The sequence below is a fragment of the Ruegeria sp. AB7 genome, assembly GCF_056542625.1.
The window spans coordinates 1-15995 of record NZ_JBQGAC010000016.1 but is presented as its reverse complement, the minus strand read 5'-3'; the positions used below and the strand labels follow the sequence as shown (position 1 = coordinate 15995).

General features: G+C 55.3%; 7 protein-coding genes. 1 reads left to right on the top strand and 6 read right to left on the bottom strand.

Features of this window, described 5'->3' with window-relative positions:
- Positions 1-583: 583 nt before the first annotated feature.
- Positions 584-739 carry a transposase gene (locus ACR0EN_RS21065; protein WP_480537332.1) on the bottom strand — a complete coding sequence of 52 codons (156 nt, stop codon included), beginning with the start codon at positions 737-739 and terminating at the stop codon, positions 584-586.
- Between the two features lie 99 nt (positions 740-838).
- Here ACR0EN_RS21065 and ACR0EN_RS21060 point away from each other — a divergent pair, with 99 nt between their 5' ends.
- Positions 839-1054 carry a transposase gene (locus ACR0EN_RS21060; protein ID WP_480537331.1) on the top strand — a complete coding sequence of 72 codons (216 nt, stop codon included), beginning with the start codon at positions 839-841 and terminating at the stop codon, positions 1052-1054.
- A gap of 196 nt (positions 1055-1250) precedes the next feature.
- On the opposite strand, the gene ACR0EN_RS21055 is transcribed toward ACR0EN_RS21060, so the two are convergent.
- The 5 genes from ACR0EN_RS21055 to ACR0EN_RS21035 form a co-directional block, all read right to left on the bottom strand.
- Positions 1251-1937, bottom strand: coding sequence for a VPLPA-CTERM sorting domain-containing protein (locus ACR0EN_RS21055; protein WP_170819526.1), 687 nt, complete (start codon positions 1935-1937; stop codon positions 1251-1253).
- A 599-nt stretch (positions 1938-2536) separates the two neighbouring features.
- Positions 2537-3382 (bottom strand): WecB/TagA/CpsF family glycosyltransferase, encoded by an 846-nt coding sequence (locus ACR0EN_RS21050; protein ID WP_480562775.1) that lies wholly within the window; start codon positions 3380-3382, stop codon positions 2537-2539.
- A 102-nt stretch (positions 3383-3484) separates the two neighbouring features.
- Entirely contained in the window at positions 3485-8155 is a 4671-nt protein-coding gene (locus ACR0EN_RS21045) for a MupA/Atu3671 family FMN-dependent luciferase-like monooxygenase (RefSeq protein WP_480588557.1), read from the bottom strand.
- 3 nt (positions 8156-8158) lie between these two features.
- Entirely contained in the window at positions 8159-9169 is a 1011-nt protein-coding gene (locus ACR0EN_RS21040) for a glycosyltransferase family 2 protein (RefSeq protein WP_170819524.1), read from the bottom strand.
- A gap of 2 nt (positions 9170-9171) precedes the next feature.
- Positions 9172-15618 (bottom strand): type I polyketide synthase, encoded by a 6447-nt coding sequence (locus tag ACR0EN_RS21035; protein WP_480588555.1) that lies wholly within the window; start codon positions 15616-15618, stop codon positions 9172-9174.
- Positions 15619-15995 lie beyond the last annotated feature (377 nt).

The window sequence follows — 15995 nt, the reverse complement described above, 5'->3', positions numbered from 1 at the left end:
TGAGCGTCGTTTCATCCGCTGCGGCAGAAAAATCGATCTGCGACAGTCTCGAAGGCCTGAAATCAAGCGCGAAGAAGGCCATGCGGAAGCCCTCCGAGGCTACCAGACGCGAAGATGAAGGATTTTGAGATGCAGGCATATAGGTGATCCAATGACTAGGTCAGAGTGAGTGGCACGATTCCTAGTTGCGTAAAGGCGTCACAATTAAAGAAGTGAGAACTGTGGGTTCTGAACTCATTACAATCCTATTGGCAACATGGTTTTTGTTTACAACCAGTTGGTCATTTTCGGGCCTTGTTTGTGTTTTTTTTGCGAAAGGCCCCGGAGGCGGCGCCAAACTTTGTGAGTGGTATTGAGATTCTCCCTAGCACGTCGGATTCAGACATTCTTCACTGATCAGGCGTTCTGGGCTTCGGTCGGCAGCATTCTGCTGATCTCCCAGTTTCTGGCAGGATTGATAAGCGAATCTCAGCCCAAAGGTTTGAGTCTGCAGTTTGGTCCGCCGGTTAAAACGTCCAACTTTTAACCTGAGATATATCCGGCAGCTTTGAAGTAGTTCCAATACTACATCGGTGTATAAAGATCACAGATTTGACCGATTGCTTGGGAGACTGATGAGAATGAATGGGCTCCAACTTTGCGCAAGTGCGCCTTGAGTTTGGAAGAATGCTTGTTCTATTTGATTGAGATCAGGTGAGCATGGCGGCAGGTACAGAAACCAGCAACCGTGTGCTTTCAGAGTAGGTAGCCGCTTCCCAGTTTCGATGTGTGGCGATGTTGTCGAGGAAGGCGGCGGTTCTGGGGGCGATTTCAGGGATCAACACCCGTCAGATAAACCCTGTGGGACGCTGGATTCTGGATCTTGTTTCTGCCGCTATACAGCCCCGATCTAAGCGCGATTGAGATGGCGTTCTCGAAGCTCAAAGCGCACCTGAGCAGGACCGGTGCTCGTAACTTCACAGATGTGTTCCAAACTCTGATAAAAATCTGCGATCTCGACACGCCGGAAGAGTATTGGGACTACTTCAAAGCTGCCGGATATGTCTCAGGTTAAAAGTTGGATGCTCTGGTCTACTTTCTCACAGGCAAGACGGATAGTCTCTTATCAAAGCCATAACATGAGGCAGACGCGATCAACAGACCGTGTCGTCAATTGGAATGTGGCTTTGGAAGTGGAAAATACTTCTGAAACGTCACAAAAGAAAGCTTGTGAAGTGAGCTGGCTTTCAATCAGAATGTTGCGCTTTTGGTCAGGCGAATTGACGACGGCGATGCATAAACCCGAGCCCACATAACCCTGTCAAAAGCAGTACGAGACCAGTAGGCAAGGGCACCGCAGACAACACGTTGAACGTGATGCTTTGTAGCTTGAAGTTATCACGCCAGCTGTCAGCGCCGAACCCGATGAGCGAACCCGTGACCTCCCCTGCATTAAAGTAATGTGTGTAAGGATTAGAGTTTCCGTCATCTAGGTTTTCTTCGTAGATCAAGGCGGTGGCCGGAAGTGCAGAGCTGTCATAGGTACCGAATGCGAACGTATCGCGGCGGTCCCAGTAGGAGAAGGTGACCGATGTCACTTCAACTGTTAGATCGCCGAAATCAATCAGCGCGAATTCGTCCGGGCCTCGCCCGTCGATCATATGATTGTCCAAGCACCGGTTTTGCCAGCGACAGTCGTAAACACCCAATCCACTGCGCTCGATGGCCCCATCCCAGCTTGCAGTCCAGAAATCAGAAGTATTGGTGATTGTGCCTGAGTTGTTGACCCGAACGCCATCCACGCCGACGGTTACTGATCCGTCCGTGCTGGTGTAATTATTGGAGCCATTGGTATAGCTGCGGTCAACGCCGAAATTTATCGTTGCTGCGCCCGCAGACGTTGCGCACAACAGAGCGATAGCGGCGGCGAATCCCGCCCCGATCTGTTTTGTAAACATTTCAATCATTACCCCCTAAAAAACTAGGTACCAGTCGTGAGTTATGTCATTTCGACATTATTATCCTACTATACTGAATGAAATTAGCTTTTTTACGATCATTTTACAAGCCAGTAGGCTTTGTCGGGTTTTATTGCACAAATGGCCTGAGGTGACTCATCTTGCGAAGCCAGCGTGATGGCTGGAGCGCATGAGCAGTTGGGGGCCTACAAAGTACAAGACTACGGATTGGTCATCTTACAATAATGCGTTGAAACACCGATTTTCTAGTTACAGTCCCTAATGTAGTCCGCTGAGATATCATGCAGTTTGACCCAATTGTGACATCCGGATGCACAACGATGCCATTGGGATGAGGCAGCATCAGCTCACCTTTTATCGAAGGCGTTAAGTGACGCTCAGCCTGTGTAGTAAATGACCAAAGCCGGTGAGCAAGAATCTACCATCGCGACCGCAAACTTCCAATAAAGCCACCTTTCCGACACATACATTGGTATTCTAGGATGCTTTTCAGAAGCCCGCGCAAGGGATTTCCCAGCGTTGTGGTTTTTCTGGAGACCAATCCGGCACGGTCGCCGAAATGCCAGATGGATCGCTTGTCAATTCTGCCTCCCAATCCATCGCGCCTCGCGCACCAACCCCGGTAAAATCAGAATACATTGCCAATAGCGCCCAGCTAGGCGCTTTGGATTCCTCAGCATACGCCATACCCATTCTAGCGCCAGTGTCCTTACCCATTTGGGTGCACGAGTCTGGCTCCCCGCGATGAAATCAAGCCCAGCACCGATTGAGACAAATCCGCAGCCAGGAGCATGCCTGCGCCCTTCAATCGCCAATTGTTCCTGCTTGGGCGCCCCCAAAGCCAGAAAGCACAGTTGTGCTCCGGACTGCCTTATTGCTTCAAGATAGGAAACAGCCTTCACCCCCTGGGGATCAAACCCAAAAGGGGGCGCAATCTGTTCAACCACACGCAATCCTGGGTATTGGGCAGTCAATCTCTGTGCCGCCCGATCAAGTGTTTCAGGTGTGGCTCCCAAAAACGCCACAGGCACATTATCGCGAGCGGCCATTTCGGCCAGAGGCTCTATCAACTCGGATCCCGGCATCAGATCAACCTCCCGCCCCGCCATCCGCGAGAGCCACACGATCGGGTTTCCATCTGCTACAATGTGACTATGCGCTTTATAAGATTGGAAGAAATCAGGGTTGCCACGCATCTTCACAATGTGGTCGAGGTTCAATGTCGCCAGTGCGAACCCCTGACTTCTTTGCCAGTGCTCCTGGATGCTTTTGAACAATCCAGCCCGATCAGGGAAGTTTACAAGATCCAGAACTTTGGCTGTATGCTGGATATCTATCTCACTCATTGCCGCATCACTCATACAGGCTGCCAGTGACGGAAATAGGAACTTGGTCTCTTCCTTGATGCGTGAGTGTCCTTTCATTGTCCATAGTGCTTTCTTCGGGCGCCTTGGGATCGGTGACACCGCTCCCAACATCGGGGTCGACCAAGCCACGTAATTCAGCGCGGATCAGATCAAGTTCTGTCACGCCTGCTTTTGACGTCGGGCGCGCATTTCCCGTCGGCGCGACATGGCGTCGCTGCGTTTTGCGGCCTTGTCGGATTGGACAGATCCTTCCGTTGTCGGGGTGGTTTCTGAAGTTGAACCGGTTCCAGCCGCGCGCCCTGTTTTTTCTTCGATCTTGGCAGCTAGTACACCCAACATTGGGAACCGGAAAATATCCGTGATGCTGAGACCCGGAACATTTAGCTCTTTCTTGATTTCCCGATGCGCCTGTACGGCCAGTAGTGAATGCCCGCCAAGGTCAAAGAAATTGTCGCGCGGGCCGATATCCTGAATGCCCAGAATCCGGGACCATATCGCGGCAACCTGTCGAACAGCCGTTCCACCCGATGCTGCTGCGGGTGCGGGGTCGGTGGTTTGCACCACCTGGGTCTGTGTGGTTGGAGCGGCCTTGCGGGGCCGAGGGGCTGGCAACGCCTTACGATCAATTTTCTTGTTGGGCGTCAGTGGAAAGCTGTCCAGCGTAACGAAATGTGCGGGGATCATGAATTCGGGCAGTTGTCCGGTCAGCGTATCCCGCAGCGCCCGTTCATTCAGGTCGCCATCCGCGATCAGATAGCCGACCAACTGGGTCAAGCCCGGAGTGTCTTCGCGGGCCATAACAACGGACTGGCGAATGCCTGATTGGGCATCCAGAACACTTTCGATCTCTCCCAATTCAATCCTGTATCCGCGCAGCTTGACCTGATGGTCCGCCCGCCCCAGGAAATCGAGTCGCCCGTCCGGACGCCAGCGCGCCAGATCTCCTGTCCGGTACATCCGAGCACCGGGTTGGTTGTTGAATGGGTCAGGCACAAAACGCTCGGCCGTTAAGTCTTCACGCTGCCAGTACCCACGGGCAACGCCAGCCCCGCCAATGTAAAGCTCACCCGCGACACCAGTGGGTAGTGGGTTTTGATCTTCGTCCAGAACATAAACCTGAGTATTGGCAATCGGTCGACCGATGTTGACCGTACCCAACACCGGAGTTGCAGTTTCAGTCGTCGACCAGATGGTGGTTTCGGTCGGCCCATACATGTTCTCAACATGTGCCGAGGTGATCTCGGCCAATTCCGAAACCAGTGAGCCGGGTAGCGCCTCGCCCCCGATCATCATGTGCTTGAGGCGCGCCATCGCCTGACGGGCCTCGTCATTCATAACCAGCATCTGCGCCATGCTGGGGGTACACTGCATATGCGTAACCTTGTGGCGATGAATTTGCGCTGCGATCGAGAAATCATCCTCGGCCGGTTCTGTATCCTGATTGGACAGGCGCAGAACTTCGGCCAGAGGTTTAAGCCCCTCAAGCACCTGATCCACCGGGACGCCATAGTCGATCAGACAGGCAATCTCATCCACGCCAATGCGCTTGAGCTCTTCGACGCGCGCCAAGCAGTCTTCGACCGTGCCAAAAAGACCCGAGTCTTCGAAATACCGCAGGAAGGCGAAATCAAGAATGCCCTCAAGTTCTTCTTCTTCAAGCGAGCCCAGGTCCAGTTCGAACGCATTGCTGACGCCCTCGGGTTTCTTGAAGGCGGGGAAGGCCCAGGCATATTGTTTGATCAATCCTGCAGCGGAGCGCAGGTAATCCTTCATCGGTTCGCGCGCCACTTCGCGTACCTCTTCACGATCCGCTCCGACGAATGTATGCAACATCAGGGTGACTGTGTGGTCCTTCGGGTCATGGCCTGCTTCGCGCAATGCGCTGTGGTAGAGACCGATTTTGTCAGCGACTTCATCGACGCTTTGTCCCAGAAGGTGGGTCAGGACATTTGCGCCGATGGCGCCAGCCTCTTTCCAGGTTGCCGGGTTGCCTGCTGTGGTGACCCATACTGGAAGCGTCTTCGAAACCGGCCGGGGCTGAGTGACAACAGCGTGCATTTCTCCGGACTTCTTTGGAAACTCGACGGGCTCTCCCTTCCAGAGTTTGCGCAGGATATCGATGGATTGCAGCATGGCTGGCTTGTTGTCCGGCGGGGTGTTTTCTGGGCGCAGAACGAAATCATCAGGTTGCCAGCCAGAAGCGATCGCCAGCGCCGCACGTCCGTTGGTCAGATTGTCGATGATGGCCCATTCCTCGGCGATCCGGGCCGGATGGTGCAGGGGGGCGACACAGGAGCCCGCGCGGACCGATAGGTTCTCGGTGACGGCTGCGACGGCTGCGCCAGTGACTGATGGGTTCGGATAGGGACCGCCAAAGGCGTGGAAGTGACGCTCGGGCGTCCAGACAGCGCAAAATCCGTGCTTGTCGGCGAATTTTGCCCCCTCTAGCAGGGATTTGTATTTATCGCGCCCGACGCCGTCATCATTACCCCAGTAATAGAGGCTGAAGTCCATGCCACGTCCGGTGCTTCCGCGCGCAGGGGTACTGTCGCCCGCCACAAGGGCGCGGTTATCATCATCGCTCAGAACAACCTTGAAACCGCGGGCCAGTGTCCAGAACAACTCCAGCACGGAAATATCGAAGGACAAGCTGGTGACTGCCATCCAGACACCTGCCGGGTCATGTGAAATACGCCCATCCATGCCGGTGAAGAAGTTCGATACATTGCGGTGTTCGATCATCACGCCCTTGGGTCGTCCGGTCGAACCTGACGTATAGATCACATAGGCCAGATCATCTGCCGTCACGGTGCTGTCGGGGTTGCTGTCAGCCGCAGCAGACAGGCGCGAATCCGCATCGATTGACAGTAGCTGCGCCCCGGATTCCGGCAAGTTCCGGGCGAGATCGGTCTCGGTGATGACAACGGGTGCGGCGCTATCCTGAAGATACAGCGCAGTGCGATCCGCCGGGTAAGAAGGGTCCATCGGCACATAGGCACCGCCAGCTTTGAGAATACCCAGAGCTGCGATCACAAGCTGCGGCGAGCGTTTGACATGCAACCCGACCAAAGTGCCGGGACCAACCCCCATATCCTGCAGAACATGCGCAACCCGGTTGGCCGCACGGTTCAAGGCATCGTAGCTAAAGCTTTGATCTTCGAAAGCCAGCGCAATGGCGTCGGGCGTCCGGGCGACTTGGGTTTCAAAGTGCTGGTGAATGCAGGTCGTGTGATCATAGTCCGTGTCGGTCGCATTCCATTCCGTCAGGATTTTCACCCGCTCGGCTTCAGACATCAGGGATAGATCGCGGATGGGTTTTCCAACCGTCTCTGGGGTATCCAACTGTGCCATGATGGCCTCAAGCCGGGCGGCGATCAGGGCCAGCGCCTCGGCGCTGATATGGCCACTGTCGGCACAGAGCTGAATCTGACCCTCTACAAGCGACAGGGTCAGGCTGGTGCCGGGGATCAGCTCTGCGTTTGTATCCGTCAAGCCAAGCTGCGGCATAGCAAAATGATCATCTCTGGACCGGGACAGACGCGCGGGCAGGTCAATGGAAAACCCGCCACGTGCCCGGGCCGCAGTGATGTCCTGTGTCAGCCCGGCTTGAAGCTCTACCATGGTATTACCCGATGACACGGTGACTGGCACCCAGTCGCTGATATAGTCTGAGGCCGTTTCGGGCAGAGATAGAGCCAGATTCAGAGTATCACCTCCCCCTTGGCGCAGGAAAAGCGCGGCCAGCGCAGTGGCGGCTTTCTCGAATGTGGCGCTTCCATTTACGATATGTGTAATCACCGCGGATGCGGGCGCATTCCGCTCAATCAGTGGCAGATCGGAATGTTTCAGTGTTTCCAATGGTTTCCGCCAGTGAATATCTGCTTTGGCAGTGGGGGTGAGTGTGGCGGTAAGCTCGGCCCGGTCTGCGGCACTGAACAAGGGGAGCACATTGCAATCCGGGGCGATGTCTGCCGCCGTGATCCCTTCGCCAAAACAGTCTCTAAACTGGCTTAATCTGATGGCGTCCTGTCCGGTGGCGATAGTCAAGCTTTCCGCATCGCGGGCCAGAATTGTACCCAGTGCGGCCGGTTCCGATGATTGAACCTCGGCCTGGCCAACCAGATAGATCTGTTCTCCGGTGTCCAGCTTGGGACAGGTCAGCGGGTTCCAGTAGTCTCCATGATCAAGGGCACGTACCAGTGTGGCAATCTGTGTGGCCGGGGCGGTGAAATCAATCTGTGCTCCGGCCCCGGGGCGCGCGTCACGGGCAAAATAACTGCGCTGGCTCAGGTCCTGAAAGTGTGGGTTGGGAACGCCCGCCTCAAGCGCTGCGATGACATCGGGAAAACTGTCCATCGCAGCGCCATAGCATTTGGTGTTGAGCGTCAATGCCGTGTCGTTTACGCCGATATCCACATGACGCTGGGTGATAATGTCGCCTTTATCCACTTCGCATGTGATCAAGTGCCAGCTGATGCCGTGCCGAACTTCTCCATTCAAAAGCGCCCAGACCGGCGCGTTCAGCCCGGCATAGCGAGGCAAGGGACCATCATGGAAATTGACCGCCCCTTTGCGGGCCTGATCCAGAAGCGTCTGCGGCAGAAGATCAAGATTGGCGATACTGAGCAGCCAGTCAAACTCGGTATCAGCGACCCGGTCAGCGAGGTCCGCACCCGGCGCGTGAACCGTCAGCGACTGGCCTTCAGCCCAATTCCGCACATCCGGATTTCGGGTTACAACACCTCGAATATTGTGACCGGCCTCAAGCAGCATTGTTCCGCATTGCACAAGTAAGGATTCATGGCCGATCAACAGGGTTGAAAAGGGCATATGTTACTCTCCAGGAATAGGATCAGGCCGATGTTCTCGCCTATTATTGGGCAGGCAAGCGTACAGGCCAGCCTTTAAATCGTGCCAAGCTAAAGTCGTTAGAAAGAAAGGCGGTACGTCGCGTTTCCTGCGGGTAATCAGACAACGTAGCCAATGCAGAAAACCGCCGCTCAGATGAGCAAGGGTCGCCCCAACCGCATAAAGAGCACCGTGGTTTTTAGTGAAATAGTATAGACGCGAGTCGAACCAATACGTTGGCACTCGGCTCCAGGACTTCATGCCGGTCGATACTGAACCGATATGCATGACGCGACTGTCTCGCAAATAGTATGTCTGATACCCGGCTTTTGCAGCGCGGCGGCATAAATCTGTTTCTTCGAAATACAGAAAGAAGGTCTCGTCAAACAAACCAATTTCATCAAGGAGGCTTTGACGCATCATCAGACTTGCCCCAGCCAGCCAATCGACTGGGCGACTGTGATCGGGGATTGGAATTGGAACAACACGATGCGCCAGAATCCGGCTAACCGGCCCAAAGCGGATTGCGCTTTCAAATTCACTGGCGATCGACGGAAAGCGGAAACTGGTCAGATGCGGATCATCATCTTCGCCGTGAATATAGCTGCCGGCAAAACCAGTTTGTGAGTTGGTATCGAGATGATCACGCAGGATACGGATGGCCTCTTTTTCGGGAAAAGCGTCAGAGTTCAGCACATAAATGTAATCAGGTGCATGCCCATTGCTGAGCTTGGCGCGAATACCAACGTTGTTGCCTGCTCCATAACCACCATTGTGCTCGGATTGCAGCACTCTGACCCTGTTGTTTTTATTCCAACCTTGCGAGGCGGCATGTGCACACATCCGCTCAAATGACCCGTCTTGTGAATTATTGTCGACAAGGATGATTTCGCCTTCGACACCTTCCATTGCCTTGAGGGCTGCTTCGGCTGAGCGCAGGCTCATCTCGGCAGTCTTATAATTCAGAATAATGGTAAGGACGGCAGAACCGGGCATTGTTATTCAGCCGCCTCCTGCCGGAGTTGTCGAAGAGGGGTAGAGAGTGCGGATTTGTCTGCGGCTTCCAGACTGCGCCGCATCCGAGCCGCGAGTACTCGTACATTGGGCTCCAACACCATGGAGTCATGATCTCCGGGGACTTCATGTATCTCAAGTTTAGGAGCCCATTCGGTCCAGTCATTATCAGGGCTCAGGTAGTCGCGATCGTCATTGACCAGACGGTCTGGCGCGACCTGCCATTTACCAACAAGTGGCGGGCGGAACAGAGTCAGCGGCCCATCCCAAGGTTTGAGCGGGTAATTGGCGATACTTTCCAAAAACGCAGCTTCAATGGCGGTATCGTGGAAATTTTGACCTGCTGTCGTGGTATCGTCTTCAAGACGACGCTGTCGTTTCTCGACCTCCCAGGCGATACGGTTTTTTAGCCAAGTTATCGGATAAGATAACCCCTTCTTCTTCAGCTCAAGCCACTGGATCACCGCTCGATCCCGCGTACTCAACGCCCGGGGGACCGGCAAAGGTGTATCCAGCATGATCAACGCCAGAACTTCCTCACCTGCTTCCGTTAACTGGCGGGCAATCTCGTAAGCGGTAATACCACCGCCGGAAAACCCACCCAACATATAGGGGCCATGTGGCTGAACCTGACGCATTTCGGCGATATAATCACATGCCGCTTCGCACAGATCACGGTGGGGCTCCTCGTCGCCGTAAAGGCCGCGAGCCTGCAGTCCATAGAAGGGTCGGTCGGATCCGATCAGATGGGCCAGATGGCGCAAGTTGAGCACATTGCCAAACATGCCCGCCACCAGGAAGAAGGGTGTCTTCGATCCACCTTCGCCCGAATGCATCGGCACCAGATGCGTAAAGCGACGTGTAGGTGCGACTGGTGCATTTGCTGGGGTCACTTCCGCAGTGCCCTCGGTGGGGACACCACGTGCGGCGATCAATTCGGCACATTTGCGAATAGTAGGCGCCTCGAACAGCACTGAAATAGGGAAGTCCACATTGTAGGTTTTCCGAATCTGCGCAAAAAGCCGGACGGCGATCAGGGAATGCCCTCCAAGGTCGAAGAAACTGTCCTCGACCCCGATCTGATCAACCCCCAGCAGCTCCTGCCAGAACCCGGCCAATCGACGTTCAATATCATTGTCCGGCGCCACATATTCCCCGTCGAGGTCTGGGCGCTGGAATTTCTGCTCGCTGTCACCGGTGGACGCGCCCGTCTCTGCGGCCTGTTCAATCAGTCCGTTCAGGTCCAATGATGAGAGAATGACCTGCGATTGGTTCAACCTTAGTGCGCGGAAGAAGAGGTCAGCGCCTTCTGTCGAGGAAATACCTTGCGACAAGTTATGACGCAGGCGCTCTTCGGCAGGCGACAGAGGTTGTGCAAGTTCCACATCACCCGTACTCGCGGTGTTTGGTGCTTCACTATGGGCAAAGTCGGCAACGGATTCTATTCGCCGAATGGTGAAGCCTTCGACTTCGACACAGACACTGCCATCAGGCAGGGCAATTATGACATCGAAACTGGCCGTTTCGCCGTCAGCCTGATTGTCACCAGCGCTGCGCACCCAGCTCACGATTTGTGGCCCAAGCGGGTGGTGCACTTTCACCGAGCGATACGAAACGGGCACCCACAGATGGGTAGGTTGATAGCCTTCGATCAACTCCATCGCCCATCCCGTCGCCAAATCCATCAAGCCGGGGTGCAGATCATAGCCTGCGGTCAGATCGTCAGTTAGGCTTCCACGCAGGCTGAGATGGGCGATCCCTTCCTCGGCTCCAAGTGCTGTTTGGGTCAGAACCTGCCAGCGTGGGCCGAACTTCAAATGTGCTTCTTGTGCAGCTGTCAGGCGCGCATTTTCTTCGGCTTTGTACTGCGGAGCGCATCGGGCGATGATAGCAGCAATATCAAGAGGTTCTGGGTTCTCCAGCGGCAAGAGCGACAGGCTGGCCTGCGCGTTCATCTCAAAGCTCGATCCCCCTTCAGGTGCGCTCTGTATCACCAGATCATAGCCCATATCGCTGCGTGGCAGGCGCAGTTGCACTTGTTGCCCGGCATCATCGTCAACAGCCAGCGGACGCAGAAAATAAAGGTCGCGAATTTCGAACGGGCCGGTTTCGCCTTGGGCGCGCAGGGCTTCGGAGGCAAGCTCCAGATAGCCTGTGCCCGGCACCAGCGCCTGACCCGCCTTGGTACGGTGATCATCAAGGAACCAGCGCTCCGCCACTTCATACTCTGCGGTAAAAACCCGATTTCCGGACCGGTCAAAAGTGGCGTTGTCCAACATGGGCTGGTCAATCGGTTCAACCGGCGCTTCTTCGGGCCCGATACGCGTTTCCATGGCGTCCGCGGCCATGCCCACATCGGACCAGATGCCCCAGTTTACAGCCAACACCTGTGTTTGGTCTTCCGAGCGCGCGCGCGCATAGGCGTTGAGATACTCATTTGCGGCCACATAATCTATCTGCCCAATGGGCGCGGTTGCCGTCGAGGTCGAGGAAAACAAAACCAGCCAGTCAAGCGCCCCGTCAGGAAATACCTGATCAAGCACCTGTGTGCCGTGAATCTTGGGGGTAAAGACGTCTTCAATCTCCATCATGGACTTGGTCATAATGGGCGCGTCATCGATCAAGCCAGCGGCATGAATGACACCATGGATTTCTCCGAACTCTTGCGCGCTGCGCGCAATGATGCGCTGCATGTCTTCGACATTGCTGACGTCCCCAGCAATCGGCAGGACCTTCCCGCCAGCGGCTTCAAGTGTCTGGATGGCGCGGATGTTCCGGACGGTTCGGTCCTGCGGAGCATTCTGATGCAGTATTTGTTCCCAGCTGTCACGCGCAGGCAGAGGGCTACGGGCCATAAGAACGATGTTGGCTCCGGTTTTGCGGATCAGAGCTTCGGACAATGTGAGCCCAATACCTCCGAACCCACCGGTGATCAGATAAGTGCCCCCGTTGCGCAGAGGTAAATCTGCAATGTCAGGCTCAGGCAGAGGCTGCGACCGGTACCCCAGTACATAGCGTTTGCCGCCGCGAATGGCCGCCGTCAGCGTGGCAGGTTCTGCCAGCAGATCCTCAAGCACCTGACCCACCATGTCGCCGGGCAGCGCCGGGCGGCGGCGTTTGCCTTCGGCTTGAGGCAGATCGATATCGAGCAGGGCACATGTCAGGCCGGGAAACTCGCGCGGGATCACCCGCGTAGGACCTGTCAGCGTGGCTTTTTCCGGGTGCGGTAAATCTTCATCCCGAACCTGTAATGCGCCCGAGCTCAGCACATGCATGTGCAGCGGCATTGGTAGGTCTTCTTCGCCAATCGCCTGCGCCAGGAAAAAGAGACTGTAAAAGCCTTGCTCCAGATTGCGATGGAAGAAACTGCTGCCAGGGCGGAAACTTTCACGGTCTGTCAGGGACCAGCCATGCACGATACGTGTGGGCAGGCGGCTCTGATCCGACAAATCCCTGAGCAGCATGTCATAGCCTTCGCGCCCCCGCTCCGGGGCAAGACAGTAGTGATCTTCATGGATGCGCGCAAAACCGTCGCCAGGAACCACCGTGGTGACGGCATGGCCAGCACCACGCAGGCGCTCAGCCAATTGACGACACAGCCCCGCTTCATCTTCAAAGACAAGCCAGCTTTCTGGTGGCACATCTTCCAGGCCCTGCGCCACGTCGATATCGCAAGCAGCATAGGTAGGGGTCCAGCTGACACGATACCCCCAGCCAGCGGGATCATCGCTGCGCATCAACCATTGAGTTTCAGCATCTGACTGGGCTTTGCCCGGCTCAATGAAATAAGGCGCGCGTTGGAAGGCGTAGCTGGGCAACACGACGCGATTGCGGCGCGCCTCGCCCCAATACTGGCCCCAGTCAAAATCTCCGCCCAACGCCCAGACCCGACCCAGCATCGCCAGGAAATATGCGTCATCAGCGATGTCATCCTTTGGATGGCGCAAGCTGCCGATAACTTGGTTGGCGTCAACCTTGTCATGCTGACCCGTCAACGAGGCCAGCGCTTTGCCCGGACCAACCTCGATGAAAATCCGTTCGGGGTTTTCTGCCAGTGTGGTGATGCAATCGGCGAAATGAACAGTGTTTCTGAGATGCCCAACCCAGTATTCTGGATCAGTTGCTTCCTCGGTTGTGATCCAGGTGCCGCTCCGGTTCGACGGAAAAGGAATTTGCGGAGCGTTCAGGGTGATACTGCGCAGGTAGTCCCCGAAATCCTGCAGGATCGGCTCTAACATGCGGGAATGGGCGGCGATGTCGATCGGGATACGTTGACAGTCGATGTCCTGCGCCTGCAATCGGTCTGCAAGCGCGTCAAGCGCGGCCTGAGGCCCGGTTGCAATACTCAAACCCGGCGCGTTCACCGCGCCCAAATCCAGATCATCCCCCAGCAGCGGGCGCAACTCATCTGCAGGCAGCGGTACGCTCAGCATGCCACCTGCGGGCACAGTATCAAAAAGCTGGCCGCGCAGATGTACAAGGCCGATGCAGTCTTCAAAGGACATGACACCGGCCACACAAGCAGCGGTGTTTTCCCCCATGGAATGACCGACAAGCGCGGCTGGTTCCACACCCCAACTGATCCAGAGCTGCGCCAGCGCATATTCCGTGATCATGATCAGCGGTAATTGCACCGACGGCGTGGTCAGGCGCGCGTCGGCCTCGGCTTCCTGTCCGGGTTCCGGCAGCCACAATGAACGGATGTCATAATCGATCTTGGGCTGCAAAATCTCCAATCCGCGATCCATCCAATCGGCAAAAACAGGCTCTGTTTCATAGAGATCGCGCGCCATGCCGGCATATTGTGCGCCGCCCCCGGGGAACATGAAGACATGATCGGGATTGTCGGAGATGACGGAATGCGTAAAGACCCGGCGAGGGTCGCCGCCTTCCAGAAGCGCCGCGGCTTCCTCATGGCTTTCAGCAGCAATCACACGGCGTTTTTCAAATCCCTGGCGGCCTTCTTTGAGGGTCCATGCAATATCAGCCAGATCTTCATCCTGATGCCGACGCAAATGTGCGGCCAGTGCAGCTGAATTGCCCTCAAGCGCCTTTTTGCTGTGCGCAGAAATAGTTAACAACTGGAACGGCCAATCTGATGACTCAGATGCGGCCCGTGCGGGCGCTTCCTCCAGCACCACATGAGCATTGGTACCTCCAACACCCAGCGAGTTCACTCCGGCGCGTCGTGGCCCTTTGTGAGATGCCCATGGGGTCAACTGATCATTGACGCGAAACGGGCTGTCTTCGAAATCGATCGCCGGATTGGGTTTTTCATAGCCCAGGCTTGGTGGGATTTCCTGATGATACAGGGCCAAGGATGCCTTGATCAGACTCGCCACACCGGCGGCTGTATCCAGATGGCCAATATTGGTTTTCACCGATCCAAGCTTGCAAAAACCCGTCTCATCGGTGGTGTCAGAAAAGGCCTGTGTCAGCGCAGCCACCTCGATCGGGTCACCAAGATATGTACCAGTGCCGTGGCATTCCACATAGTCGAGCGTATCTGCCGTAACATCGGCCATGACATGGGCTTCCGATATGGCGGCGGCCTGTCCTTCGACGGAAGGAGCCAGATACCCGGCCTTGTCAGCACCATCATTGTTGATCGCCGTGCCCCTGATCACACCCCAGATGTGATCGCCATCGGCAATTGCATCTGACAAGCGGCGAAGGATAACGGCCCCCGCCCCCGATCCAAAAACCGTCCCCTGCGCCCGATGATCAAAGGCATGGCAATGACCATCCGGCGACAGGACCTCACCTTCTTTGTAGATATAGCCGCGATTTTGCGGCAGCTCGATGGTGACACCCCCGGCAATCGCCATATCACACTCACCGGTCAACAGCGCTTGCGTAGCATAATGTGTTGCCACCAGTGAGGTTGAACAGGCCGTTTGCACATTCACGCTGGGCCCCTTGAGATCAAGAATATGGCTCAGCCGCGTCGAGAGGAAATCCTTGTCATTGCCGGTATGACGCAACAGGAACATGCCCACGTCGTCCACAAGGTCAGCATTCGAGCAGATGTTGAAATAAAAATAGCTGCCCATACCACAACCGGCGAAGACTCCAATCGGACCTGAAAAGCTCTCGGGTGTATGGCCGGCATTTTCCAGCGCTTCCCAAGACACCTCAAGGAATTGGCGATGCTGCGGATCCATGATGGCAGCTTCCTTGGGGGAGAGGCCAAAAAACTCGGCATCAAAACCCTCAAACCCCTCCAGAGGGGCGGCAAAAGGCACATAATCCGGTCGGTTTAGCAAATGCGGAGCTTCACCCGCTGCGCGTAGATCGTCTTCGCTAAGATGGCGGATGGATTCAATGCCGTCCCGCAGGTTGTGCCAATACTCTTCAACCGAGGCCGCCCCAGGCAAATGCGCGGCCATGCCAACAATGGCAATATCGTTTTCCCGAACGGAACTACTCACTTAAATACACCTATGACTGAACCGCATTGATCTTATGCAGTGCGAACAATGTTGCCAAACAAATCTGGCATTTTAAACACTATACAAATTTTGTGAGGATTTTTATCCCAACAGAATGAGACACATTTTTCATAAGCTAAAGGAACTCTCCAGAAAATGCCTTGGTTTGCGCGACCATAAGACGCGTGAAATCTGTTTAACTCAACGACAGACTGTCCGCAAAATGGATACAGAAAATTGCTTTAGGGTAGTTTTGTTGCGTTATTGTCTGATGTCAGACGTAGGTTAGGCTCTGGTTTCATTGATTTGGTTGCAATTTCTGGACCGGGCTGACTCAACTTCCTGGCCTTCAGGAGGCGTGATGAGTGGCTTGTTTT

Coding starts and splice junctions, on each gene's coding strand:
- ACR0EN_RS21055 (WP_170819526.1), bottom strand. CDS start 1,937: ATGTTTACAAAACAGATCGGGGCGGGATTCGCCGCCGCTATCGCTCTG.
- ACR0EN_RS21050 (WP_480562775.1), bottom strand. CDS start 3,382: ATGAAAGGACACTCACGCATCAAGGAAGAGACCAAGTTCCTATTTCCG.
- ACR0EN_RS21045 (WP_480588557.1), bottom strand. CDS start 8,155: ATGCCCTTTTCAACCCTGTTGATCGGCCATGAATCCTTACTTGTGCAA.
- ACR0EN_RS21040 (WP_170819524.1), bottom strand. CDS start 9,169: ATGCCCGGTTCTGCCGTCCTTACCATTATTCTGAATTATAAGACTGCC.